This window comes from Streptomyces sp. NBC_01334 (assembly GCF_035983595.1).
GTDB classification, from domain to species: domain Bacteria; phylum Actinomycetota; class Actinomycetes; order Streptomycetales; family Streptomycetaceae; genus Streptomyces; species Streptomyces coriariae.
Genome location: NZ_CP130718.1, coordinates 9,453,174 through 9,477,575, shown reverse-complemented (window position 1 = coordinate 9,477,575; position 24,402 = coordinate 9,453,174). Strand labels below are relative to the sequence as shown.

Below are 24,402 nucleotides of genomic sequence, written 5' to 3'. Positions count from 1 at the left end.
GCAGCAGACGCCAGCACACGTCAACCGCTGCGGCCGGCCCGGTGTTCTTTCATGGCTGCTCCGCGTTCGCGGCTGCCGTACGGTCTCCAGACTTCGGCCTCGCCTGAGCGGGGAGGGGAAGGTGACGGTCCGGAGTGTCGGAGGTGTAGGCGTCGGCGTCGAAATGGCTCAGGCTGCGTACGAGTTGTCCGGTGGACCACGGCCAGGCGAAGGTGTTGCGCCCGGTGGAGGTGAAGTAGTAGCTGGTACAGCCGCCCGTGTTGTAGACCGTGGTCGCGAGCGCCTCCTGGACGGCGTTGTTGTGCGCGGCCTGTGCGGTCGGCCTGACGTTCAGGGCGCGATGGCCGCCTCGGTCGAGGTGGGCCAGAGCTGCGACCAGGTACGTCAGTTGTGCCTCCAGGACCGTGATCGCGGACGTGGAGCCGCCGAGCAGGTTGGGCCCCAGCAGCAGGAAGAGGTTGGGGAAGCCGCTCACGGTGGTGCCCAGGTACGCCTGCGGTTCGTCGCCCCACGCTTCGTCGAGTGTCTGACCGTTCATGCCGTACAGGGTCGTGGCCAGCGGCAGCTCGCCCACTCGGAAGCCCGTGGCCTCGATGAGCACGTCGGTGTGGACGGTGGTGCCGTCGGCGCCGACGACCTCGTTGCGGCGTACGGCGCTCACGGCGGTCGGATGCAGACGCACGTGCGGCTGTGACAGGGCCGGGTAGAAGGTGCTCGACGTCAGCAGGCGCTTGCATCCCAGCCGGTAGTCAGGCGTCAGGTGCCGCCGCAGCTGCCGGTCACGGACGGCGAGGCGCAGGTGTGCGCGGGCGCCGGCCTCGAGGAGACGGGCGGCCTGCGGGTGACGGAAGGCGTGGCCGAAGCCCTCCTGCAGGGCGTACTGGCCGGCGCGCAGGACACCGCGAGCGCCGGGGACGCCATCCACAAGCCGGTTGAAAGCGGCGGGCAACGGCAGATCGGGCTTGGGCAGCACCCATTGGGGTGTGCGCTGGATGAGGTTGACGGTCGCGGCCCGGCCTTCGATGGCCGGGACGATCTGGACGGCGGAGGCGCCGCCTCCCACGACGGTCACCCGTCGCCCGGTCAGGTCGACGCTGTGATCCCACCGGGCGCTATGGAACACGGGACCGTCGAAGTCCTCGATGCCGGGCACCTCCAGGCGGCGCGGGACGTGCCACGGGCCGGTGGCCAGGACCAGTACCGCCGCGCTGTAGGGCCCGTCGCTGGTCTCCAGCAGCCAGCGGCCGGCCACCCCGTCCCATCGTGCCTCCAGCACCTCGACGCCACAGCGGAGCACGTCACCGAGCCGGTACCGCTCGGCCGTCGCCCTCAGATAGGCGAGGATCTCCTGCTGTCCGGCGAAGACCCTGCTCCAGGCGGCATCCGGCGTGAAGGAGTAGCTGTAGAGCGTCGAGGGCACATCGCAGGCGCAGCCCGGGTAGGTGTTCTCCCTCCAGGTGCCGCCGAGGCCTGTCCCTTTCTCCAGAACGAGGACGTCGTCACACCCTGCCTCGCGCAGCCGGACGGCGGCCCCGATCCCGGAGAACCCCGCTCCGACGACGACGGCCCGCACGTCCCTCACGATCCGCTCACCCTGCGCCGGGATCACAGCAACGCTCCAGCCGTACGGCCTGCGCACGGGCAACCGCCCGCACGGAGCTCCCGCAGGACCTTCGGGCAGGCGGCCTCCAGCAACTGGGGCCGTTGTGCAGCGGCCTGGTCGGCAACATGGGGCAGAAGGGCGATCGGGGCCGAACCCCGCTCGAGTGGAGTGATCACGCACCGACAACGACCATGACGCCCGCGGCGTCACCCCTGTCGCCGGGCTTGGGCGAGCATCGGTGCGACAGGCGGTGTCAGGACCATGCGGTCACTTCTCCGGGCCATACCGCCGTGCCGCTGTGCGTAGCAGCCGCGCCGAACGGTCGCGGAAGTCCCCCGCCCCGCGCGAAATCCTTGTTGTTCGGATGGCCGGTTGTTCGGGTGGCCGCGGTCGACTCGGGGAAGTTCGACTGCGGCCACCCGGACGCTGGAGTGAGGGGACCACGCCACACCTGCCAGCGCAACGTCCGGCTTCCCCGCCGCGCCGACCACATGCTGCTCCGTACGGGTGGAGATCTCCGTCCCCAAGACCGATTTCGTGACGATGCTCTTCTCAATGGCCGAGGACTGCAGAAGAGCCGACAGACCAGCCGAGGAAACGTGCAGTACCAGGCATGCACGTACAAAGCCGTGAGCAGCGGCCCGGCCTGCAAGAGGTAGAGCCTGCCGGTGGGATGGACATCGGCTCGGCGACATGCGGAAGGGGCCCAGCAATGCCGGGCCCCTTCCGTTCGTAGCGGGGACAGGATTTGAACCTGCGACCTCTGGGTTATGAGCCCAGCGAGCTACCGAGCTGCTCCACCCCGCGTCGGTGATCCCACCCTACACGTGATCCACGGGGTGCTGCGTCGTACGGCCGTCTCAGCGCCGGACCAGGGCTCCACTCGCGCGAACCGGCCCACTACCGGCCCATCAGTGATGAAGCGCCTCCTGCCGGCGGGCAGGATCTACGCTGCCGCTTGCGGCCAGTCCACCAGCATGATCAATCGCGCGCTACGGCTGGGCTGTCAGGTCACGCTGATACCAGGTGCCCGGCTCACCACCGACGTCGGCCGGGTCGGCCGGGCCGACCGGGACGAAACCGGCCTTGGTCAGCACCTTCTGGGACGCGACATTCTCGTGGGAGGTGGCCGCCCGCAGTGTGCTCAGCCCGTGCCGAGCCGCCGCCAGCCGGCACAGCTCCAGGACGGTCGCCGTCGCCACGCCGCGGCCGGCGACGTGCTGCGCAACCCGGTAGCCGAGCTCGGCAGTGCCGTCCTTCAAGTCGTACAGGTTGAATCGGCCCAGAACCGAACCATCCTCGCCGACGAGCACGTAGAAGGCGCAGATGCCCGCCTCCTGCTCGGCCAGCAAGGCGCTGTACCGGTCGGTGAACCGGTCGTAGAACTCGTCGCCGCGGTCGGAGACCGAGGCAGCGAAGTAGGCGCGGTTCGCCAGCTCGAAGGCCAGGACCGCCGGGGCATCGCCAGCATGTAGTCGCTTCAGCTCGGGCACCGCCCGACTCTACCCAGATGGCGCGCTGAGGCCACCTGAGTTTCCATCGGCGCAGACAGCCACAAGGTCAGGGCATACAACGGTCTACGACTGGAGTACCAGGTGTCACATATATGCCTGCATGTCGAGCTGCACGTTCTCGAAGTTCCCTTCGGCCAGGTCCCGGGGGTGGATCAACCAGGATGCGGCGCAGCTGAGGGGGGTATCCACGAACTCGTAGTCCGCGTGTGCCAGCAAGATGAATGCTTCGTCATCGGTGACGGGCCAGGGGGCCGGGTCGTGATGTATGACGCTCGAGTATCCGCCCAGGGTGAGTTCGCCGTTCATGGTCTCGTCCACGTAGTCCAGCAGGTACGGGTGGATGAGACGCACGGTTTCCTGGTCGGCGATGTCGTTGTTGGCATCCGGCATGAACCAGTCGAGCCGGCCTCGGAGGGGGTACGACTCGAACGTGTAGGACGCGTCCTCTTCGGAGGGGGCCCGTTCCGTCGTTGCCGTTCCGGCCGGGACGTACACCACCCGGCCTTCCTTCGTGGGCCCCGGGACGTAGCTCGGCTCGCTGTTGTTGGCGAAGAACAGCAGATGCCCGTCCTTCGGCAGCGGGATGTCCAGGTCGCCAACGGGAAGCGCGGCACAGTCGACCGACGCGACGAACGCCGGGAAGCCGGACCATTCAACGTCCGGGGGAAGGTGGGGATGGCCTCCGTAGTGTCCGACGACAGGACCATCGGAGTCGTCCATCGACCGCAGCTCCAAGCGTGGACGGGCGAGCCGCAGCGCCCTGTCGAGGAGGTGCTCTGGCACGTCTCGCTTGCGAGCCGCCACGCGATATTCGTCGACTGCGTTCATGGGCCGACAGTCTGCCTCAGCGGTCTGACACACCCGTCGTTTGCCTCTTCGGACTCTCTGGAGCAAAGGGCAGACCATTGATGCGCGTTTGTAGGCAAGTGGGAAGCCGGACATCCGGTGATTCCGCGGAAGCGGATGAGGGCGCTCCACCGCCGACCGCACGGCACCCGACACGCGGCGCCCTGCGCACACAGCGCCGCGTCCGCCGGCTCGAAAGTTCGTCGCCCCGCACCGTCAGACACGCATACAACTCGCCGCGAAGGCCCCAAAGCGGGATGCTTCACCCCCGGGGGTTAAAGAACAAGGCGAAGGGCCAAGGGTATTCAGAACCGAAGCTCAGAAGCAGGCACGGACGGTGTCACCACCCACCCTCGCCTCGTCCTGGAGATCACCTCATGCCGAACGTGGACATCGATGCCATCGTCTTCGACGTGCTCGGCACGCTCGTCGACGAGCCCGCCGGGATCCGCGCCGGGATCCGTGCGCTCGATCCGGCGCTCGGCGCGTCCGAGGTCGAGCACCTTCTTTCGCTGTGGCAGCGGCACATCGACGACGAGCAGCGTCATGTCCGCGAAGGCGTCCGGCCGTACGCGCCCAGCGAGGTTCTCGACCGCGAGGCCGCCCGGCTCGTCGTGGACACCGTCGGCGCCGACCCCGCCCTGACGGCGGAGCTGGCCCTGTCGGGCCGCCGGCTCCCGCCGTGGCCCGACACCGTGGCAGGGCTCGACCGGCTGGCTGAGCGGTACCGGCTGATCGGCCTGTCGAACGCGAGCCGGACGTCGTTGCTGGAGCTCAGCGCCCACGCAGGTCTGCGCTGGCATGCCGCTCTGTCCGCCGAGGAGGTCGGCACCTACAAGCCCGACCCGGCCGTCTACCGGCTGGCTGTCGCCGCATCGGGGCGACCGCCGGAGCGGCTGCTCATGGTCGCCACACACGCCTGGGATCTGCGCGGAGCGCAGCGTCACGGCCTGCGCTGCGCGTATGTCGCCCGGAGCGTCGGCGATCCGCCCGCCGCCGCGGACAGGTTCGACCTGTACGCCGATGGCTTGGGCGACCTGGCCGGCCAACTGGAACGGATGGAGGGCACGTTCGGCTAAGGGCATGCGTGACTGAGTGAGTGAGTGCGTGCCTGCATGCGTTCGGCGGACTGTCCCTGATCGCAGCCCGCTCACCGGCGGTCTACGACACCATCAAGCTGCTGGGCGCGGCCTACCTCGTCCACCTGGGACCGGCTGGCTGTTCATCGGCATCGGCATCGCCGCGGCAGCCTGAAAGCAGCGCTTCGGGTACCGGACGAATATCTCAGCGGTCCGAGGAGGGCCCCGCCCGAATCTCGCGTCGCCACAACATGCCTCGGGGCGGGTTCAGGTGGTGGTGCCGGGGGCCGGGGCCTGGCCGACGAGGTAGATCCGGTTGCGGAGTTCCGTCTCCGCCCAGTCCAGGTCAGCTCGTAGGTCGAGCCACACCCGGTCCTTGCGTTTGCCGGGCCGGTCGAGTCCGACGGCCACCCAGGAGAACGCGCCCTGGAGGGTCTCCCGTCTGCGTCCGGGACTGGTCACGGAGAGCGCGAAGGACAGGGCGATACCGGCCCGGGTGACGATCATTTTGCTCTCGTCGTCCGGTTGGGGGCGGCCTCCGGTGAGGTAGCGCGGATCGTCGAGAACCTTGATCCACTCCAGGACCGCTCCGGGGACCTGTTCGTCCAGGATCCCCGCGATGGAGTCGCGCACGGCAACGGCCGGCTGTTCGCCGAGCCAGTCCAGCCAGTGCTCGGAATCCGCGAGTTTGACGAAGTCGTCCTTGGGCGGTCCGTAGTGCGGATTCTCCACGAACTCGCCGGTCAGCCTCCCGTCCTCGCCGACCCGCCAGACACCCTGGACGGCTTCCCCCGGTACGTAGCCCTCGGGGTCACCGACGAGGTCAGGGTCGATCGCCGCAACCGACCCGCCCGGGTTCGCGGCCGCCTCCGCGACCAGCTCGGGCGGAGGCGACTGCAGGATGCGACGCCGCTCGGCCGATATGTCCCCCATGTGAGCACCCCTTCGACTGGTTCGTACGAGGAAGTCGGCACCGCCCCGCCCGAGGCATGTTTCCATGAGCGCCGCTGACCGAAGTCCCAGGGGCTGGATCGACGCCGACTCTCACCGCCGGGGCTTGGGCGCCGCCCTGGAGACCGCCGGCAGCCGGTGCCGCCCTGCGGGCGTGGCCTGCTTGACCTGCCTGGCCGCCGCCTGCAAAGTCGGGATGCGGCACCGCAGCAACACCGACACCGCCTCACTCTGCCGACCGGGCCGCCCGTCCACAGGTGGCAGGCGGCCCTGACATCCAGGAGCGGCTGATCCGATGGTCCTCGACCTGGTTGTGATCGGTACGGCCATCAGCCTGGGGCCTTTGCACAACAGCGCCTTCATCCTGCTGCTCTCGTCACGACGTGGCGTTCGTCAGGGTCTGGCGTTCCTGTTGTCGTGGCTGGCCAACCTGATCGTGGTGATCGCCTGTGTGGTGCTGCTGACCGGCGGTCAGCCCCCGGCCCGTCACAGCGCGCCCTCGACTGCCGTGATCGATGTGAAGCTCGCGATCGGCCTGGCACTGGTGCTGTACGGCGCATACCGGCACCGCCGACCGCCCCGCCCGCACGGCCCGCCACGCTGGACCGCCCGGATCGACAACGCCTCCCCGGTCACGGCAGCCGGCCTGGCATGGCTGTTGCAGCCCTGGGCGATGGTCGGCGCCGGCGCCGCGACCGCCGTCGACGCGAACCTCTCCACCCTCGCCGGCTGGCTCGCACTGACCGGCTACTGCCTGCTGGCCACACTCAGCCTCATCGTCATGGAGTTGTACGTGGTCTGGGCACCCGCGGTCGCGAACGCCCGGCTGAACGCCCTGAGGACCTGGATGGAGCAGCACCAGGAACAGCTGATCGTCACGCTCTCCCTGCTCCTCGGCCTGATGCTGACGGCCCGAAGCATCGCCGAGCTCGTCGCCTGACACGCCCTCCGCACGTGTCCCCGAAAGCGCCACCGAGGACGAGAAGCCGAAGCCGGGCCGTTCTCACCCGGGCCGTCGACCGTCCGGTGTCGCACGAATCGGTTCCAGCCACCGGTGGATCAGGTTTGCTTCTCGGCGCCGTCGACGTACAGGTTGGCTCCGAGGATGAAGCTGCTCTGCTCGGAAGCGAGGAAGGCCACCACGTCGGCGACCGGGAGTGGGGGCTGTGGGGAAAGTACTGGTCACAGCCGTTCGTTGAGGAGTTCGTCGAGGACTGCGACCAGCACGGTTCGTAGCGGCGCAGCCGTCCTGAGGACGTCAGCCGCGAGGATCCGACGTGCTCCCAACACCGCGGTGGGCCGAAGCAAAGGTCGGGCGCGTCACCGCTCACCGGGGGATGACTGCCGGGCAAGAAACTCCTCGAACGCCGCCTTCTGCTTCGGATCCATGAAGCCTTGGCGAACAGTACGGGCCTGTTCCTGGAGCCAGTGCGCCTCGCCTGGGTCCAGTAGCTCGGCGACCACCACGCCTCCGCGAGCCACCGCCGTGCGTCCCCCTGCGCGACGACGAAAGAGCGTGAAGGCGCCGAATTCCCTTGGGTGGGCCAGTTCCGGCTCCTCCGCCTCAGCCCGGCGCTCGTCCCCGGCGGCATTCGGCGGGTAGGTGGTGGGGGCCCAATGCTCCCAGAGTGCCAGCGTGGCGGCGGGCACCAGCACGGCGCACTCCGCCTCTTCGATTCCCTCCCACATGAACGTGACAGTGACGGGCTCGCCGACCGCCTCGGCCAGCCCGAGCACCCTCTCCACCTCATCGTTGACCGGGTAACCCGCCACCACATCGATCTGAATGCCCATGGCGCCTGAGGCTACTGGCCGCTTCTGACAGACCGAGACACGGAGTGAGCAGGACGCGTTTCCGTAGGAGCTGGAAGCCGGCGCGGCCGTACATCTGGCGCTTGAGCATCTTGATCCGGTCGACGTGTCCTTCGACGACTCCGGAGGGCCACCCGGTCCACAGACTCAGGAAGGCCGGCGGATTTCGTTGCCGGGCGACGTGTGGGCGAACCAGGTCCGCGTCTCGTCTGCGGTCAGGACGCGGGTCAGTTCGGCCGTGCCGGGAAGATGCGGGAAGAACCGGTCGGCGTTCCAACTGCGCTGGTACGTCGGTTCGTCGAGCACGAGCAGGCGGCGTCCCTCCACCACGGGTATGTCGTCGGGCAACCCCTCGTTCCAGATCCGCCCGCCGTCCGGGGCGAGGAGTTCGAAGGCGCCGGTCGCGATGGTCCGGGTGCTTCCCTGCGCGGGCTCGGGGTCCGTGGCCAGGCGGACGCTCTCCGCCGAAGGCGCAGTGCCGGGCACGTGGCCGCCGCCGACGAGGACGTGGGCAAGCAGCGTGTGCAACTGGAAGTTGTCCCCGATGCCGCCGATGCGTACCTCGAACCCGGTCCCGGTGGGCCTGTGCAGCACCACGAGGGGCTCGTCGTCCAGAACCGCCAGCGCGTAGGCCAGGCACTTGAGGTCGTGCCGCTCCAGGGCCGCCAGGTCGCGGCAGGCGGGGAGGATCGCGGAGGCGTGCCTGCGGCGCACCTCGGCGCTGCGGCACAGCACGGCCAGCGCGGGCGGCTGCCACTCCTCGATCGAGCACCAGGCCAGCGCCAGCCGCGTGGCCTCGTACACGTCGCCGCCGAGGCGGGCCGGCAGCGCGTCGTCGATGATCTTCTCGTCCGGCTCCGGCAGTTCGTCCTCGGTCGCGCCGGTGGCGGTCCAGCGGCGGGCGAACTCCAGGGCGTCGAGCAGGTCCTGATGGACACCGCCGAGGATCGGCTCGGCGCAGGCCACCGGATCGGCCCCGCGCTCGACGCAGAAGCCGGCCGCCATCGCCAGCATCGGCCGCGGGCCGGTGGGCGGAAAGGCGGGGAGCAGCGCCGCCAACCGGGGCCCTGCCAGGCGGCGTTCGGCGTCCGACGCCGACTGCACACTGTTCATCAAGGCGGTGAAGGCAGGCCCGGTGCGGTCGCCGTCGCGAGCGGCCACCGCTCCCTCCAGCTCGGTCACGATGGCGGCGAAGCCCTTGGCTTCCCGCTTCCACTTGAAGATCACCAGCACACCTTAGTGGTCGGCGCCGTAGGTCCTTCGGGGGGTCGACTCTGAGCCGCTGCGGTGTGTGGCGGTGCCTCAGATCTCTGGCATGGCGAGGTAGTGGCCGCAGGCGTGGTCCAGGGCGCCCTCCGGACTACCGGCACTGCCGAGGGTTTCCGTGGCCGTCTACCCTGACGATCGTCAGGGGCAGCTGTTGCCGTTCGGCTCGGGTTCCCGGCCAGCCCCGCTTCTACGTTCAGGCCCCATGGAACAGGAACCACGAGAGAAGATCAGAGCTGGTCGGCTGCTTGGTGCTACGGGCGTCCTGGGTGTGGGGGCGGCAGCGGTCGTCCGGCTCTCCCCGGGTGGTCTGGGCGAAGCCGGCGCCGTCAAGGTCACCGGAGGAGCGTCGGCGTCCGCCTACCGGTCGGTGACTCGGGCGGTGGCCGATGCGCCGTCGTGGCTGGGCTCGCTCCTGGAAGTGGCCACCGAGGGCACGCTGGTGGTTCTCGCCATGATGCTGGCCTGCACGTGGTGGACCGCAGTCCGTCGCAAAGACCGGCGAGGGGTCGTCGAGTCCGTGTTGACCGGTCTCGGCACCCTCGCGGCCTACGCGGTGAGCGAAGCGGTGAAGCTGGTGGTGGACGAGGAGCGACCTTGCCGCGCGCTGCGCACGGGGGCCGACCTCGTCGCGGAGTGCCCCGGCGCGGGAGACTGGTCCTTCCCGAGCAACCACGCCACCCTCGCCGCCGGGACGGCCGTCGGCCTGGCCGTGCTTCGGCCGCGCCTTGCCGCAGCCACGCTGCCGCTGGCCGCGGCCGCCGCGCTGCTGCGCGTGTCGACGGGGGCCCACTACCCGCACGATGTGCTCGCCGGCGCGATCCTCGGCGCCACGGTGGTGGTGGCCGTACTCCTCACGTTCTCGCCGCCGGCTCAGCGGGCGGCATCACGGCTGGGAGGGCGGAGGAACGATCCCGGCCTCGTGGGCGACGACCGCGGCAGCGGCCCGGTTGTCCACGCCGAGCCTCGCCAGGATGGAACTCACATGGGCCTTCACCGTCCCCTCCACCACATGCAACCGCCGGGCGATCTGCCCGTTGGACAGCCCCCTGCCGAGGAAGGCAAGTACCTCCCGTTCCCGGGTGGTCAGGGAGTCGACTCGGGCGCGGGCGACGGAGCGCCGACCGGCCAGAGCGCCCGCGCCGGTAGCGGCAAGGTGCGCGACGACCCGGGCCGCGACCTTCGGTGACAGGTAGGCGGCGCCGTCGGCCACCGCCCGGATCCCCGTGATCAGTTCCTCGGGTTCGCCCGACTTGATCAGGAAGCCGGCCGCGCCACCCCCGAGTGCCCGCAGGATGTAGTCGTCCTCGCCGAACGTCGTCAGCATGACGACGCCCGTGCCGGGCGCGATGCTGCGGATCTCCGCAGCCGCGTCGATACCGTTCATCCCCGGCATACGGATGTCCAGCACAGCCACCGCGGGACGGTGACGCCGGACCGATTCCACGGCCTCGCGCCCGTCACAGGCCTCGGCGACGACCTCGATGCCAGGATCCGAGGCGAGAACGGCGCGTACTCCCGCCCGGATCATCGGCTCGTCGTCGGCGATCAGCACCCGGATCATCGGACCCTCACAGGGTGAGCGTGTCCCCGGGCACCGGCCTTCACGGGGTGAGCGTGTCCCGGGACACCAGGATGCCGTCCCGGAAGCAGAGCCGGTACGCGTCGCCGGACCTGTCGTCGAACCGGTCGGCCGTTATCGCGTAGTACTCGCACGTGGTGCCGTCTCCTGTCGGCTCGGGCGTCAGCGGTCGGTGGTTCGTCTGCCGGTCCGGCAGGAAACGCTCCGCCTCAGAGCGATCTTGCCCCACTCGCAGGCGGGCGAAGTCACCAGGTTCCAGGACCGATCGGGACGCCGACAGCATCTCCCACCCCATGAGCGCTCCGCTCAGTGCCGCTCCAGTCACCAGGGGCGCCATGACCGCAGCCACCAGGGCCCGGCCGACGCGACGCCGAGCACGGCGATGTTCCTGCGGCAACTCGTTGCCTGCCGGGGACGCCGCGGGCGCGAGGAGCCGTGACGGTGCTACCGAAGGCGCGTGCGGGATCCGTGCGGTGACCACAAAGCCCCCGTCGCGCGGACCATGGTCGAGCGAACCGCCGGCCAACCGCACCCGTTCTTCGAGGCCGATGAGGCCATGCCCCCCGCTGCCGAGCCGGGGCGGCAGGTTGACCGCGGACGGCGGCGGGCCGTTCGCCACGAGGACTTCCGACTCCGTTGCCACATACGTCACTTGGACGGTCGCCGTCGCGCCGGGCGCATGCTTGGCCACGTTGGTCAGCGCTTCCTGCACGACCCGGTGAAGCGCCCGCTCGACCACCGGTGGCAGGTCGTCGGCCTTGCCGTCGGTGCGGAACTCCACGGCGAGGCCGGCCGCGGAGGCCTGCGCGACCAGGCCCGCAAGACTGGCGCCGTCAGGGTCCGTCGGCGCCTCACCGAGCTCCTCCCGCAGGACGCCGATCACCTCGCCGAGACGCTCCACCGCGGCCGCCGCCTTGGCCCTGATGTCGCCCGCGGCCCTTCGATGATGCTCTGCGAGGTCCGGCGCGAGCTTCAGGGCGCCGGCCGACAGGGCGACCAGGCTGAGGTCATGGCCCAGTACGTCATGCATGTCCTGCGCGATGCGCGCCCGCTCGCGCAGCCTGGCCTGCTCGGCGACCAGCTCCTGCTCGCGTTGCAGGTGCCCGGCGCGCTCCCAGCCGGCCCGGACAAGCTGCTGGTAGTGGCACCAGAACCGGCCCGCGAACCAGGGCAGCATCGTGGCGACCACCACGACTGCCACGAATCGGCCGGCCAACGGCAGCCAGGCAGGCACGACGGACAAGGCCACCACACCGGCCGAGAGAAGCCCGACGAGAGCGAGCGCGGTCGGCGCCATCCGTCCAGGCCGGCGTCCGGCCAAGAACGCGGCGACGACAGTCGGGACGGTCCACCAGAGGTTCACCATGCTCAGGCCGGCGGCCGTCAGCGCGCCCGCTGTCAGAAGACCCCCTGGATCAAGAGTCTGCCGACGATCAGCCGTCCCGGTCGGAGTCGGAGTCGGAGTCCCACTGTTGATCATCATGCTGTCCACGCAAGGGACGGTACGGACATCGGGAGCCTTCCGACACTGCCGAAAGTCCAATCTGCTCCGGTGACCTGAGACCGGAAGGCCGCTGGTGCAGGCGCCCTTCGGCCGTCCCGTCGGCTCAGGCAAGGCGTGGTGGAGTTGGTGGCCGATGAGCACCTGGGCGGCCGGTGTGGAACTTTCGCGAGATCGTGGCGTGCGTGCGCGGCGGACGCTGGACGACATGGCCGGTGAGCCACTCCGGTGAGCCTCCGGCAGCGGCGTCGACGTGCTGCACGACGGCCCCTGGAGCCGAGCCCGGGCCGGACTGTGCCGGTCTACCTGCCCTCGATCTGGGATTCCTGCGGATGGCTGCGTTGGGCCGCCACGGTGCGGGGTTCCTGACCGTCGGAGCTTGGTTCCTCGTCGGCTGCCGGTCGCAGGCATTCGATGAGGTAGTCGCCGGTGTCGGGGTCGAGTGTCACGCCGTGGGTCTCGCTGCGGAATCCGGGAAAACGGCGGTCGAAGGACTCGAGGGCGGAGAGGTAACGCAGCAGCGGGCCGTCGGGGGCGCCGACGTTCTCGCCCGGCATCAGGACGGGAATGCCGGGCGGAGTGACGGTGATCATGGCGGCGGCCACCTGGCCCGGCGCCTCCGTCAACCGTACGCGGTGGGTACCGCCACGGATCAGGCGCTGATAGCACAGCTGTGGTGGACCGACCGGTTCCGGCAGCTGCTGGAAGGCAGCGTCCAGCAGCTCGACGAGACGGACAGAGCGCAGGTGGTCGTGCATGTCCTGGCACAGCTCGCGCAGGGTTCGGCCGGCGTATCGCCTGGGGTGCTCGGCGACCAGTGCGGGCAGGGCCCGGTCGAGGGGGGCGTCCTGGTCGTAGAGGGCCTTGAAGTCCATCAGGGCGTCGAGGAGGGTGCCCCATTTGCCCTTGGTGATGCCCATGGAGAACAGGACGAGCGTCGTATAGCTGTCGGTCTTTTCCACGACGATGTGACGGGTGGCCAGGTACGCGGTGAGCACGCGTGCCGGGATGCCCCAGTCACCGGTGGTGCCGGTCGCGTCGATGCCCGGGCAGATCAGGGTGACTTTGATCGGGTCGAGCATGCAGTAGCCGTCGGTCAGCCCCGGGAAGCCGTGCCAGGCCGCTCCGGGTTCGAGGTGCCAGCAGGCCGGCTCCGTGCGCAGCAGGTCGGCCGGGGCTTCGTCGAACGGCAGCCGGGTGCCGGTGCTCGGGTCGGTGACCGTCTCGGGTTGCCATACGCCGAAGAACCACGGGGGTCGGTCGCCGGCCTCCTCGATACGGCGCCCGATGCGGACCATCTCCTGGCGGAAACGGACCGCCTCGGTCACGGCCTCGTCGATCAGCCAGCGGCCCTGCGGCCCGTCCATCATCGCTGTCGCCACGTCGAGCGAGGCGATCATCGGATAGAGCGGGGAGGTGGTGCCGTGCATCATCAGCGCCTCGTTGAACCGGTCGTGCTCGACGGGCGCCCTGGGGGCGGGCTTGACGTGGATCATGGCGCTCTGCGAGAGCGCGGCCAGCAGTTTGTGGGTGGACTGGGTGGCGAAGACTGTCGGCCGGTCCGAACCGGGGAAGGTGACCTCGTCCACCGACATGCCGTACCGGCCGGCGTAGAGCGGGTGGAAGCGGGCGTACGCGAACCATGCCTCGTCGAAGTGCAGCCGGGGCGTACTCGAGGCGAGCGCTCGTGCCGCCGCCGGGGCGTCGTAACACAGGCCGTCGTAGGTGGAGTTGGTGAAGACGGCGTACTGAGGGTGCGGCGAGACCGCATCCCGGGTCAGCGGGTTCGCGACGATCCGGGCCGCGACGGAGTCCGCCGCGAGTTCCGCCGGGGGCAGCGGCCCCGCCAGGCCGTAACCGTTGCGGGTGGGGATCAGGTAGACGGGACGGGCGCCGGAGACGACCAGCCCGTGCAGCACCGACTTGTGGCAGTTGCGGTCCACCAGAGCGATCTCGTCGCGGGTGACGCCGAAGTGGCCGACCACACGGTTGCAGGTGGAATCGCCGTGCAGCACGAAGTACGTGAGGCCGGCGCCGAAGACCCGGGCGGCGTTGCGCTCCGCCTCGCCGATCGGGCCGGTGTGCTCGAACAGCGAGCCGAGCTCCTCCACGGAGATCGACAGGTCACTGCGCAGCAGGCGTTCCCCGAAGTAGTCGTGGAAGGCCCGGCCCGCGGGCGACTTCAGCATGGCGACACCGCCGGAGTGGGCCGGGGTGTGCCAGGAGTACTCGTGCGCGTCGTCGAAGCGGCGCAGCGCCCGGAAGAAGGGGGGCAGGACGGTGTCCTGGTAGGTGCGCGCGGCGGTGGTGATCCGGCCCGCGATGAATCCGGGCGTGTCCTCCAGCGGCCACACGTACCCGACGACCGACTCCGATACCCACAGCGGCAGGTCCCGTACGCCGTCGTCGGTCATGACCAGGAAGACCGGAAGGTCCTGGAAGCGCCGCCCGATGGAGCGCAGCACGGCAGCGCCGCCTGGCTCGCCGTCCGCGCTCCCTCCGCCCGGTAGTTCCCAGGCGACGAGTGCCGCGGTCAGCCCCGCCTCCGTCCGCAGCACCGCCTCGGCGTCCGCGACACCCGCCGCCCATCGGATGTCGAACCCCCGCGACTCGACGGCCTCACCGATGCGCGCCAACTGCTCGGCGCCGGCACCCTCGTCCTGTGGACGTTCCCGTACCGCGACCAAGATCCTGCTGTCCGCCATGAGACCCCTTCCGGCGGCCGGTGCCGCGTTACGCCCCAGTTTCCGAGCGGACCGGCCGAGCCTGCAGCCGCACAGCCGTAAACCGCCCGCAGGGCGGAACCGGTGGGCTCGAGCTTTACCCTCCGGCCGTGGATCGCTCCCGTGCGTGCGGCTGAGGGAGATTGCCCGGCCAGTAAGCGCTATCTAAGCTGAGGTGCGTGGATCAGGAAGGCGGCGTCGAGGACTCCTATTTCGACTACTGTCCCTGGGACTTCGTCCCCAGGGCCTCTTCCGTGCAGCGAGCGGCTCAGGCCGCGCACCAGGAGACGTTGGTCGAAGCCGGAGCGAGTCTTGGGCCTCGCTGCTATGTCTCTTCGGCCGCTGCCGTGTTCACTGATGTTCTGCGGCTGGGCGCCGATTCCTACATCGCGGGATACGCCTATGTCACGGGCGAGGTGCGGGCCGGGCGGGACTGCTCCGTCAACCCGTATGCGACGGTGCGGGGGCACGTGACGCTCGGGGACGGGGTGCGTATCGGCGCGCACGCTTCCCTGCTCGGCTTCAACCACGGTTTCGCGCCGGACCGGCCCGTGCACCGGCAGCCGCTGACGAGCAAGGGTGTCGTCATCGGGGATGACGTGTGGATCGGCTCGCACGTCGTCGTGCTGGACGGGGTGACGATCGGCGACCACTGCGTGGTGGGGGCGGGGGCCGTGGTCACCAAGGACCTGGCGCCGTGGACGATCGCCGCCGGCAACCCGGCCCGCCCGCTGCGTGATCGCCGTGGGCACGGCGGATCGGTGGCCGTCACGCCGGAAGCCGGCCTGGGCGATGCCGTGGCCGAGTTCGCCGAGCGGGCCCGGGCGCAGACCGCCGATGTCCTTGCCCGTTGCTGGAACGACGACACCGGCCGCTACAGCGACCGACCGGGCGTATCGGCGACGGTGCGCGCGCACTGTGATGCTGTGGAGATCGCCGATCTGCTGCTGGGCGCGCCTCCCGGGCAGATGGCCGCGGCCGAGCACGCCGAGCGGCTGCGTGTGCTGCAGGATCCGGTGAGCGGACTGGTACCCGAACTCGCCCCTGGAGGCGGGCCCGGAGTGCTTCCCGCGCCGGCCCGCGACGGATGGATCGAGGACGGCGCTGCCGAGTACCACGTGCTGTCGGTGGGCTATGCGCTGGAGTTGCTGGACTCCCGGTTCGCCCACCCGGTGCATGTCGTGGACCGCATGACGGCGGGCCAACTGGTGGCCCGGCTGGAGGCGTTGCCTTGGCGGACCCAGGCCTGGTCGGCGGGCGCGTGGGTGGACTGCTGGGCGACCGGCGCCTGGCGCAATCGCGAGTCGAGGGGTGAGGCGTGCGGCGAACCGGGCGCGCTGGAGGCGCTGTTCGGCTGGCTGGGGACCCGGGTGGATCCGTGGACGGGAATGTGGGGCGCGGCACCGTCGCCGGCCGACGGCCGGCTCCAACTGGTCAACGGCTACTACCGGCTGACCCGTGGCTCGTTCGCCCAGTTCGGGCTTCCTGTGCCGTTCGCGGAGCGGGTGGTGGACACCGTGCTGACCCATGCGCGCGATCCGCGCTGGTTCGCGGCGGGCCGTCAGAACGCGTGCAACGTCCTGGACGTGGCGCATCCGCTGTGGCTTGCGGGACGTCAGACCCGTCATCGGGAGGATGAGGTGCGGGCGTGGGCCGAGGAGCAGTTGACGCAGGCGCTGGGGCACTGGCGTGACCGGGCGGGTTTCGGCTTCGGTCCGGCGGGAGAGGGCGGCTCGGGTCCCGGCCGGGAGCCGGGGCTGCAAGGCACCGAAATGTGGTTGGCCATCATCTGGCTGCTGGCCGATCAGGTGGGAGTGGCGGACCGACTGGGATACCGGCCGCGGGGTGTGCACCGCCCCGAGCCGGTCCGCTCCCCTCTGTTCACGATGCCCCACCACGGTCTGTCGTGAGGATCGGTTCCACGGGTGCGCGCTGGTACGGGCAGCCTGCGGTCTTCGCCTGAACGTCACGCCAGGCAACACAGGCCGCAGCACGTACAGCGCGACTCGCTCTGAAACGGTCGGTTCCCACAGGCGCCGGCCGGGGGCAGCCAGGGGTCAGCGCGTGACGTGGAACTCGTTTCCGCCGGCGTCGGGGAACTCGCCGGGCTCCCCGTCGCGTCGGGTGATCTCCGGGCGCAGCCTGTTCCGCCCCGTCTTGGGCGCCGCGGGCGGCCCCATGACCAGCGAGACGGTGCTGGTGGGCTTCCGGCGCAGCCGGACGGCCGAGTTGTCGGACTCGACCGCGCGCCAGTCCGCCCGGGACTCCCAGAAGACCGACTGCGCGTGGCGGTCCTCCTCGGCTACGTCGAGGCAGATCGCGACGAGGCCGGAGTCGGCGAGCACGCCGGGGTGACCGGGACGCAGCACGCAGAACTCGTTGCCCTCCGGATCGGCCAGCACGTCCCACGGGACGTCCCCCTGCCCGATGTCGATCCGGGTCGCACCGAGTGCGAGCAGGCGCGCCACCTCGGCCTCCCAGTCCGGTCCCCCGGCCAGGTCGAGGTGGAGTCGGTTCTTCTGCGTGGCTTTCGGCTTCGCGGTCGGCACGAACCGCAGCCGCAGGCCGCCGGTCCGGCCCTGCGTCGCGTCCCGCCAGAAGTCCTCCATACGCCCGACATCCAGCGCGTCGATCACGATCCCGGTCAGCATCCCGCTCCCCCAAGCCGTCGAACCCGTCGCTGCTCATTGTCGCCGTCGCTGTCGGCGTCAGCGCCGGGGCCCCGGGACGGAGCCGAGGATCAGCCCCGCCAGGCCACCGACTTGCCAGGACGCTGCCGGCCGCTCGTCGGCCGCCCTGCCGGGGCACCGTGACGGACTTCCGGTCCCCCGGTGCCCCAGCGCCTCCCACGGCGCTCCCCGCAGGCGGGCCGACGTGCGGTCAGCCGCCGGCGGTGCAGTGCGGGGCCGGTGTGCCTGCCGTGCCGTTCGCGGTGAAGCCGAACGAGGTGGTGGCGCCGGGGAGCAGCGAGCCGTTGAAGGCGGCGTTGCGCACGGTGGCCCGGTCCTGGGCGGCGGTCAGCACGCCGTTCCACAGGCTGGTGACGGTCGAGCCCGACGGATCCCAGGCCACCGACCAGCCCGTCAGTGCGGCAGAGCCGGTGTTCTTGACCGTGACCTCCGCCTGGTAACCGCCCTGCCAGGAGGAAACGGTACGGAACTGCGCGGCGCACGCGCCCTGCGTCGGGGGCGGCGTGGGCTCCGGGTCCGGGTCCGTGGTGTCGTACGTCAGCCCGTACCCGTACGGGAAGAGCGCGGCCTTGCCGTCGCCCTCGTTGATCGGCTGCTGCGAGGCACTCTTCATCCAGGTCACCGGCAGCTTGCCGGTGGGCGCGTAATCGCCGAACAGCACGTCGGAGACTCCGGCGCCCTCGGTGCCGGGCAGCCAGGAGGCGAGAAGCGCCTTCCAGTCGGGCAACTGGACGGAGACGTCGAGGGGCCGGCCGGATACGAGCACCACCACGACCGGCACCCCGCTCGCCTTCAGCCGGGCGAGGGTCTGCAGATCCTCCTGGTCCAGCCCCATGCCGTTCGGCCGGTCGCCCTTGCCCTCGGCGTACGGCGCCTCGCCGACGACGGCGACAGCGGCGCCGTAGCTCGCGTCGATGCCGTTGCCATGGCGGTCGTAGGTGACCCGGGACGCGTCGGTGACGGCGGCACGGATGCCCCGGAGGACCGTGGTGCCTTCGGTGACGGGGCCGCTGCCGCCCTGCCAGCCCACGGTCCAGCCCCCGCTCTGGTTGCCGATGTCGTCGGCGGACTTGCCGGCGACGAAGAGCTTCGCGGACTTGGCCAGCGGCAGGATCCCGCCCTCGTTCTTCACCAGCACCTGGGACTCCCGCACCGCCTGCCGGGCCAGGTCCCGGTGCGCGGCCGAGCCGACCGTGGCGGTGTACGACCGGTCCGTGAACGGCCTCTCGAACAAACCGAGTTGGAACTTCTTCGTCAGGACGCGGCGGTTGGCGTCGTCGATCCGGGACTGCGGGACGCGGCCCGCGGTGACCTCGCCGCGCAGCAGGGTGAGGAACTTCCTGTAGTCGTGCGGCACCATCACCATGTCGACACCCGCGTTGACTGCCGTGCTGATCTCGGCGCCGGTGAAGCCGCTCTGCCCGTCGAGCTGGTCGACGGCCGCCCAGTCGGAGACGACGAACCCGGTGAATCCCAGCTCACCCTTGAGCACATCGGTCACCAGGTACCTGTTCGCGTGGGACCTGACGCCGTTCCAGCCGCTGTACGACAGCATCACCGACCCCACGCCGCGGCGCACGGCCTCCTTGAACGGCGGCAGGTGGATCGCCCGCAGATCGGCCTCGGACAGCTCGGTGTCGCCCTGGTCCACGCCGCCGGTGGTGCCACCGTCGCCGAGGTAGTGCTTGGCGGTGGCGAGCACGGAGGCGGGGCCGGCTCCCAGGGTGTCGCCCTGGAGCCCGCTGACGAACGTCGTCATGGCGGAGGGCAGTTCCGCTGTCTCGCCGTACGACTCGTAGGTACGGCCCCATCGGTCGTTGCGGACCACGCACAGGCAGGGGGCGAAGTCCCAGTCGATCCCGGTGCCGGAGACCTCCTCGGCGACCGCCCGTCCGACGCGCTGGACGAGGGCGGGGTCACGGGTGGCGCCCAGTCCGATGTTGTGCGGGAAGAGGGTGGCGCCGCGCACCGCGTTGTGGCCGTGCACGGCGTCGATCCCGTAGATCATCGGAATGCCGAGCGAGGTGGTCAGAGCGGTGCGCTGGATGCTGTCGTACGTGTCGGCCCAGGTCCGCGCGTTGTTGGGGCTGACCGTGGAGTCGCCTCCGGACAGCACGGACCCGATGCGGTACGTGGCGAGGTCGGACTGCGGGACGAGGGCGTCCTTCTCGATCTGCGTCATCTGGCCGAGCTTGTCGTCCAGCGTCATCCGCGACATCAGGTCGTCGACGCGGTCGGCGACCGGTAAGGAGGCGTCCTGGTAGGGAAGGCCGGCGGCGGACGAGAGGGGTGCGGGTTCCGGGAGGGCGGCGGCCGGTCCGACGAGGGTCAGGGCGGCGACGCACAGGGCCAGAGCGGCAGTCGCCGGGCCGCGACAGTCGGTCAGAAGGCGCATGGGTTGGGCCTTTCCGGTGGGGGCCGGGAGGGTGGGGGCGGCGCAGTGCGTGGGCCGGGGCCCGCCCGCTCCACGGCGAGGGCCGGTGGGCGGGCGGGTCCCGGGATGAGCGGAGGTGTCAGACGGTGGTGCAGGAGGTGCCGTTGAGGCTGAAGGATGCGGGCTTGGTGAAGGAGCCGGCATAGCTGCCCTGGAAGCCGAAGGACACCTGGCCGCCGGGGGCGATCTGTGCGTTGTAGGCCAGGCTGCTGGCCGTGACCGCTCCGGCCGACGGGGAGACGCCGGCGCTCCAGCTGCTGGTGATCTGCTGTCCGGCGGGCAGGGTGAACCCGAGCCTCCAGCCGTTGACCGGGGAGGTGGCGGTGTTGGTCACGGTCACGTCGGCGGTGAATCCGCCCTGCCAGACGTTCGTCGCGTAGGCCACCTTGCAGGCGGTGGAGCCGCCGGGGGTGCCGGGGTCACCGGAGCCGCCGCCGGTGTTGACCGTGGAGGAGAACGAGGTCACGGCGAGGCCTGCGCCGTTCTGCCAGGGCTCGAAGCCGGCCTGAACGCTGGTCAGGTACCAGTTGTTCTGGGCCAGTCCGCGGGAGACGGCCTGCCGGACGAAGTCCATGACGTCGAAGTTCCAGCTGCTGATCGCCGACGGTGCGACGAAGGACAGGACGTCGTTGGAGCCGTTGTTGCCGGACCACACCTGCCACTGGCGCCCGGCCACGGTGGCCGTGCCGACCACGGAGCCCACGGGCTGGACGGATCCGACCTTGTCGAACCAGATCATGATCTCGGTCCGGTTGACCCCGTCGGTGCGGGGCGTGGGGTCGAGCCAGATGTCGTAGGCGGCGTCGTACGCCGCGTTGCCGACGTAGCTGTAGGAAATGCCGGTGGGCGCGCTGGAGATGGTGCTGAGCTGGGCGGGAAGCTTGGTTCCGGGTGAGCAGTTGGTGTAGTGGCAGCCGTTGTAGACGGACGGGTAGGACTTCGGGGCGCCGTTCGTGGGTACCGAGCCGTCGGCCTGGGTGATCCGGAATCCCGAGTCGCTCACGCTGATGCACTGTGTCTCACTGGTGCCCCAGCGGTTGTTCTGGACGACGTAGCGGCCCTGGATCGTGGTCGACCCGTACTGCTCACAGATGGTGGTGTCGGCCTGCGCCGCCGAAGCGGTAGTCAGCAGCGCGGCCAGCGAGACGAGCGAGGTGAGCAGAGCGCCGAACAGGCCACGCGCCCTGCGGGCATGGTGCGGTGACGGTCGCATGCGGATCCTCTCCGAAGGGAGTGGGGGAAGTAGGTGCGGGGAGCGCTCCCACGACTACGACAATGGGAGCGCTCCCATTCCCTCGGTTCGGCAGGGACTCTAGGGAGGCTCCATGTTCCTGACAAGACTGCGGGCAGGAACCCGTCGAAAGTCTTCGAGGATGCCTGGCCGGAGTTTCCGAGGATGCCAGGTCGGAGGAGGCGTGCGGGTTGCCCCTCGCGCGCCTGTTGGGAGCGCTCCCGAGCGCCCGCGGCCGGGAGCGTCCCACTCAACGGGGCTTCGGGATCGACCCGCGACGGTCAGGACGACCGACCGAGGGAAGGACGACCGGCCGGGGGCGGTCAGGACGACCGGCCGGGGGCCAGGACGGCCTGCCGGGGGCGGTCAGGCCCCGCTCCCTGCGGTCCGCCGCGATGCGGGACGATCGACCGGGGGTCAGGACGACTCGCGGACCACCAGTTCCGTACGGAGGATGACGTGGCGCCAGGCGACGGCGGGCTCGTCCATCTCCTCCAGGAGCAGCCGGATCATGGCCCGCCCGATCTCCTCCAGCGGCTGACGGACCGTGGTCAACCGCGGCTCGGTCTGCTCGGCCAGCGGAAAGTCGTCGAAACCGATCACGGCGACGTCCTCGGGCACCCGCCGTCCCGCCGCGCGCAGCGCCTGCAGAGCACCCACCGCCGTGGTGTCCGACGCGGCGAGGACCCCGTCGATCTCCGGATGCCGTTCGAGGAGTTCGGCCATGGCACGGCGCCCGCTCTCCTGCGTGAAGTCGCTCTCGGCGACCCAGGACCGCTCGCCCCCCTGTCCCGCCGTGGCCAGGGCCTCCCGGTAGCCGCGCAATCGGCACTGGGCGACGTACATGTCGAGCGGCCCGGTAATGGTGGCGATCTCCGTACGGCCCCGTTTGAGCAGGTGGGCTACGGCGCTGCGGGCACCGCCGACGTTGTCCGCGTCGACGTAGCTGACGTGCTCGTCGCCCGAACGGCGTCCCAGCATCACCGTCGGCAACCGCGCCTCGGCGAGCATGTCCGGCAGCGGGTCCCCGGCGTGCACGGACACCAGCAGCGCCCCGTCGACCCGGCCGCCCCGCGCGTACTCCAGGAAACGCTGCCGCTCCGCATCCGATCGGACCAGCGTCAGCAGCAACTGCATCCCGGTGTCCGCCAGCGCATCCCCCAGCGAGCGGACGATCTCGGAGAAGAACGGCTCCGCGAACTGCCTCCAGTCCGGCTCGGTCAGGACCAGGGCAACGGCATCGGCCCGTCGCCCTGCCAGAGACCGCGCGGCGAGATTGGGCACATACCCGAGTTCCTCGACAGCACGCTGCACAGCCCGGCGCGTCGACGCCTTCACGCCGGCCGCGTTGTTGATGACGCGAGAGACCGTGCCCCGCCCCACCCCCGCGCGGACGGCCACCTCCTCCAGCGTCGGCCCCCCAGGACGTCGTCTGCCCATGACCACCTCCCCCACGAGATCACCAAATCCTACGGCCCGACCCAACCCGGCACACAGACTTCCCCGGCGGCATGGCCGAACCACCGGGCAACCGGACGCCGCGAGGCGTGGCGGACCACGGAAGGAGCGGGGACCGGTGTACGCCCCGCTCGGTGACCTCGCGGCGGTCCGGCACGGTGCGCGAGTCGAGGCACGGATTCGCAACCCGGCAGGTCCGAGACCTACGGACCCGTGCGCGGCCGTCGTGGGCGTCTTCCGAGCACAACGCCCGGCTGCGGCATGAGCGTTGCGTGGAACGCCGCGCACAGCTGGGAGGTGTTTCGGCCGGTGCCGACCGCGCCTGCGGCGGCGGTGGCCGGGACCGGCCGACCGGGCGTTGCCCAGCAGCTGCTCCCTACGCCTCTAGTTGTCCACCGTACAACTCGCCGTGGTTGCCCTGGCCGGGCTCGACCTGATCGGCGGGGTACTGACCAACTCCACCAACGCCGCGGGGCGTTGGTACCACCGGCCCGACCCCGGAGCCAGGCGCGCCCGGCTGCTGTTCGTCTCGGCGCATCTGATCCACCTCGCCGCGATGGGGCTGATCGTCTTGTCCGGCGACCTAGCCTGGACGCCGGCCAACGCCGCGCTGCTGCTCGCCACCCTGCGTACCCACGCCGGCCTCGACGGCGCCCGCCGTACCGCGCTCGTGGGCGCGGACGGCCGGCTCCTCGCAGCGGCCGTCCTCACCCCGCCGAGCGCGACCCCGACCCCTCGGCGCCCGCGCTCTTTGGGCAGCCCGCACCGGGCTCCGCTGCGGGCCACGCGCCCTCGCCCGCACCCTGCGCTACCTGAACGCCACCGACGGCTGCGCGCCCCCGGGGGCCTGGACGCTGGAGTTCATCGGGGTCCACCCCGACCTGAAAGGACGCGGCGCCGGCCGTCTGCCTCTGGACCACGACCTGACCACGGCCCACCCGGCGAACGTCCCCCTCTACCGCCACTTCGGTTTCGCCACGCTGCGCGAGACCCCGCTGGGGCCGATCAGCGTCACGGCCATGAGCCGCGCGGGGCGATGATGCCGCGGCGGGTTAGACGAGGTCGCGCAAGAGGAGTTGCCGAGGGTTTCTGGGCCGGCGGAGTGAGTCGGCGAGGCGGTCATGGCCGGTGTCGATGTCCTTGTGGCGGCGTTTGATGAGTCCGTCGGTGTGCAGAACGAGTGGAGCCGTCGGTGAAGGCGGTGTCGGCCCGGGGGGGGGCGTGATCGGGTCGGGCACGGAGCGGGGGACAGTCGCTTGGTGAGGGTGTGGTCGTTTCAGTCTGCCGGCCTCGGTGTACCGCGTCGCCGCGGACGGCCTCGAACCAGACCTGACGTAGTCATGGCCGACAAGACCTGACGTAGTCATGGCCGACAAGGCGTATTCCTCCCGCGCGATCCGCGATCACCTGAGCAAGCGCGGCATCCGCGCGGTGATCCCCGTGCCGGCAGATCAACGTGGCCATCGGCTGCGGAGGGCAGCCGGGGCGGGAGACCGCCGGCGTTCGACCGCGAGACCTACAAGCAGCGCAACACCGTCGAACGGTGCATCAACCGCCTGAAGCAGTGGCGCGGCATCGCCACACGCTACGAGAAGACCGCGACCATCTACCTGGCCGGACTCCATGTTGCTGGCATCTTCCTCTGGTCCGCCTGCTGACACAGGGAAGTTGTGTGGTGTCAGCTGACGTAGATCGGTACGCCCATTGTCAGA

16 protein-coding genes, 1 tRNA gene and 3 pseudogenes are annotated in these 24,402 nt (G+C 70.5%); 5 read left to right on the top strand and 15 right to left on the bottom strand.

Features of this window, described 5'->3' with window-relative positions:
- Window positions 1-49: 49 nt before the first annotated feature.
- The 4 genes from OG736_RS42040 to OG736_RS42025 all read right to left on the bottom strand — a co-directional run bounded on the left by OG736_RS42040 (window position 50) and on the right by OG736_RS42025 (window position 3,945).
- A complete protein-coding gene (locus OG736_RS42040) occupies window positions 50-1,582 on the bottom strand; it encodes a flavin-containing monooxygenase (RefSeq protein WP_327187161.1) in 1,533 nt (510 codons plus the stop codon).
- A 754-nt stretch (window positions 1,583-2,336) separates the two neighbouring features.
- Window positions 2,337-2,410: transfer RNA gene (locus OG736_RS42035), tRNA-Met, on the bottom strand.
- A gap of 185 nt (window positions 2,411-2,595) precedes the next feature.
- Entirely contained in the window at window positions 2,596-3,096 is a 501-nt protein-coding gene (locus OG736_RS42030; RefSeq protein ID WP_327187160.1) for a GNAT family N-acetyltransferase, read from the bottom strand.
- Between the two features lie 105 nt (window positions 3,097-3,201).
- Complete coding sequence (locus tag OG736_RS42025; protein WP_327187159.1) at window positions 3,202-3,945, bottom strand: DUF1963 domain-containing protein; 744 nt, start codon at window positions 3,943-3,945, stop codon at window positions 3,202-3,204.
- A 395-nt stretch (window positions 3,946-4,340) separates the two neighbouring features.
- On the opposite strand from OG736_RS42025, the gene OG736_RS42020 reads away from it, so the two are divergent.
- Entirely contained in the window at window positions 4,341-5,042 is a 702-nt protein-coding gene (locus tag OG736_RS42020) for a haloacid dehalogenase type II (RefSeq protein ID WP_327187158.1), read from the top strand.
- A 267-nt stretch (window positions 5,043-5,309) separates the two neighbouring features.
- Here OG736_RS42020 and OG736_RS42015 read toward each other — a convergent pair whose 3' ends face one another.
- A complete protein-coding gene (locus tag OG736_RS42015; protein WP_327187157.1) occupies window positions 5,310-5,975 on the bottom strand; it encodes a hypothetical protein in 666 nt (221 codons plus the stop codon).
- Window positions 5,976-6,288: 313 nt separating this feature from the next.
- Here OG736_RS42015 and OG736_RS42010 point away from each other — a divergent pair, with 313 nt between their 5' ends.
- A complete protein-coding gene (locus OG736_RS42010; protein WP_327187156.1) occupies window positions 6,289-6,933 on the top strand; it encodes a GAP family protein in 645 nt (214 codons plus the stop codon).
- A 119-nt stretch (window positions 6,934-7,052) separates the two neighbouring features.
- Here the strand turns inward: OG736_RS42010 and OG736_RS42005 are convergent.
- The 3 genes and pseudogenes from OG736_RS42005 to OG736_RS41990 all read right to left on the bottom strand — a co-directional run.
- Window positions 7,053-7,154, bottom strand: a pseudogene (locus tag OG736_RS42005) (SDR family oxidoreductase); the annotation flags it as partial.
- Window positions 7,155-7,313: 159 nt separating this feature from the next.
- Window positions 7,314-7,787, bottom strand: coding sequence for a hypothetical protein (locus tag OG736_RS42000; RefSeq protein ID WP_327187155.1), 474 nt, complete (start codon window positions 7,785-7,787; stop codon window positions 7,314-7,316).
- Window positions 7,788-7,952: 165 nt separating this feature from the next.
- Window positions 7,953-9,032 carry a hypothetical protein gene (locus OG736_RS41990; RefSeq protein ID WP_327187154.1) on the bottom strand — a complete coding sequence of 360 codons (1,080 nt, stop codon included), beginning with the start codon at window positions 9,030-9,032 and terminating at the stop codon, window positions 7,953-7,955.
- A 244-nt stretch (window positions 9,033-9,276) separates the two neighbouring features.
- Here OG736_RS41990 and OG736_RS41985 point away from each other — a divergent pair.
- Window positions 9,277-9,870: pseudogene (locus OG736_RS41985) on the top strand (phosphatase PAP2 family protein); the annotation flags it as partial.
- Between the two features lie 87 nt (window positions 9,871-9,957).
- Here the strand turns inward: OG736_RS41985 and OG736_RS41980 are convergent.
- The 3 genes from OG736_RS41980 to OG736_RS41970 form a co-directional block, all read right to left on the bottom strand.
- Window positions 9,958-10,635 (bottom strand): response regulator, encoded by a 678-nt coding sequence (locus tag OG736_RS41980; protein ID WP_327187153.1) that lies wholly within the window; start codon window positions 10,633-10,635, stop codon window positions 9,958-9,960.
- 40 nt (window positions 10,636-10,675) lie between these two features.
- A complete protein-coding gene (locus tag OG736_RS41975) occupies window positions 10,676-11,950 on the bottom strand; it encodes a sensor histidine kinase (protein WP_327187152.1) in 1,275 nt (424 codons plus the stop codon).
- Between the two features lie 506 nt (window positions 11,951-12,456).
- A complete protein-coding gene (locus OG736_RS41970) occupies window positions 12,457-14,859 on the bottom strand; it encodes an Orn/Lys/Arg family decarboxylase (RefSeq protein ID WP_327187151.1) in 2,403 nt (800 codons plus the stop codon).
- A 197-nt stretch (window positions 14,860-15,056) separates the two neighbouring features.
- Here OG736_RS41970 and OG736_RS41965 point away from each other — a divergent pair, with 197 nt between their 5' ends.
- Window positions 15,057-16,787 carry an acyltransferase gene (locus OG736_RS41965; protein ID WP_327187150.1) on the top strand — a complete coding sequence of 577 codons (1,731 nt, stop codon included), beginning with the start codon at window positions 15,057-15,059 and terminating at the stop codon, window positions 16,785-16,787.
- Between the two features lie 147 nt (window positions 16,788-16,934).
- Here the strand turns inward: OG736_RS41965 and OG736_RS41960 are convergent, their stop codons facing one another.
- The 4 genes from OG736_RS41960 to OG736_RS41945 all read right to left on the bottom strand — a co-directional run bounded on the left by OG736_RS41960 (window position 16,935) and on the right by OG736_RS41945 (window position 22,672).
- On the bottom strand, window positions 16,935-17,528 hold the full coding sequence (locus tag OG736_RS41960; protein ID WP_327187149.1) for a VOC family protein: 594 nt from the start codon (window positions 17,526-17,528) through the stop codon (window positions 16,935-16,937).
- Between the two features lie 229 nt (window positions 17,529-17,757).
- Window positions 17,758-19,962 (bottom strand): glycoside hydrolase family 3 N-terminal domain-containing protein, encoded by a 2,205-nt coding sequence (locus tag OG736_RS41955; protein ID WP_327187148.1) that lies wholly within the window; start codon window positions 19,960-19,962, stop codon window positions 17,758-17,760.
- Between the two features lie 118 nt (window positions 19,963-20,080).
- Window positions 20,081-21,214: a glycoside hydrolase family 12 protein gene (locus tag OG736_RS41950; RefSeq protein WP_327187147.1), complete on the bottom strand. Its 1,134-nt coding sequence runs from the start codon at window positions 21,212-21,214 to the stop codon at window positions 20,081-20,083.
- A gap of 435 nt (window positions 21,215-21,649) precedes the next feature.
- Complete coding sequence (locus tag OG736_RS41945; protein ID WP_327187146.1) at window positions 21,650-22,672, bottom strand: LacI family DNA-binding transcriptional regulator; 1,023 nt, start codon at window positions 22,670-22,672, stop codon at window positions 21,650-21,652.
- A gap of 1,365 nt (window positions 22,673-24,037) precedes the next feature.
- Here OG736_RS41945 and OG736_RS47380 point away from each other — a divergent pair.
- Window positions 24,038-24,348 (top strand): annotated as a pseudogene (locus OG736_RS47380) (transposase); the annotation flags it as partial.
- Window positions 24,349-24,402 lie beyond the last annotated feature (54 nt).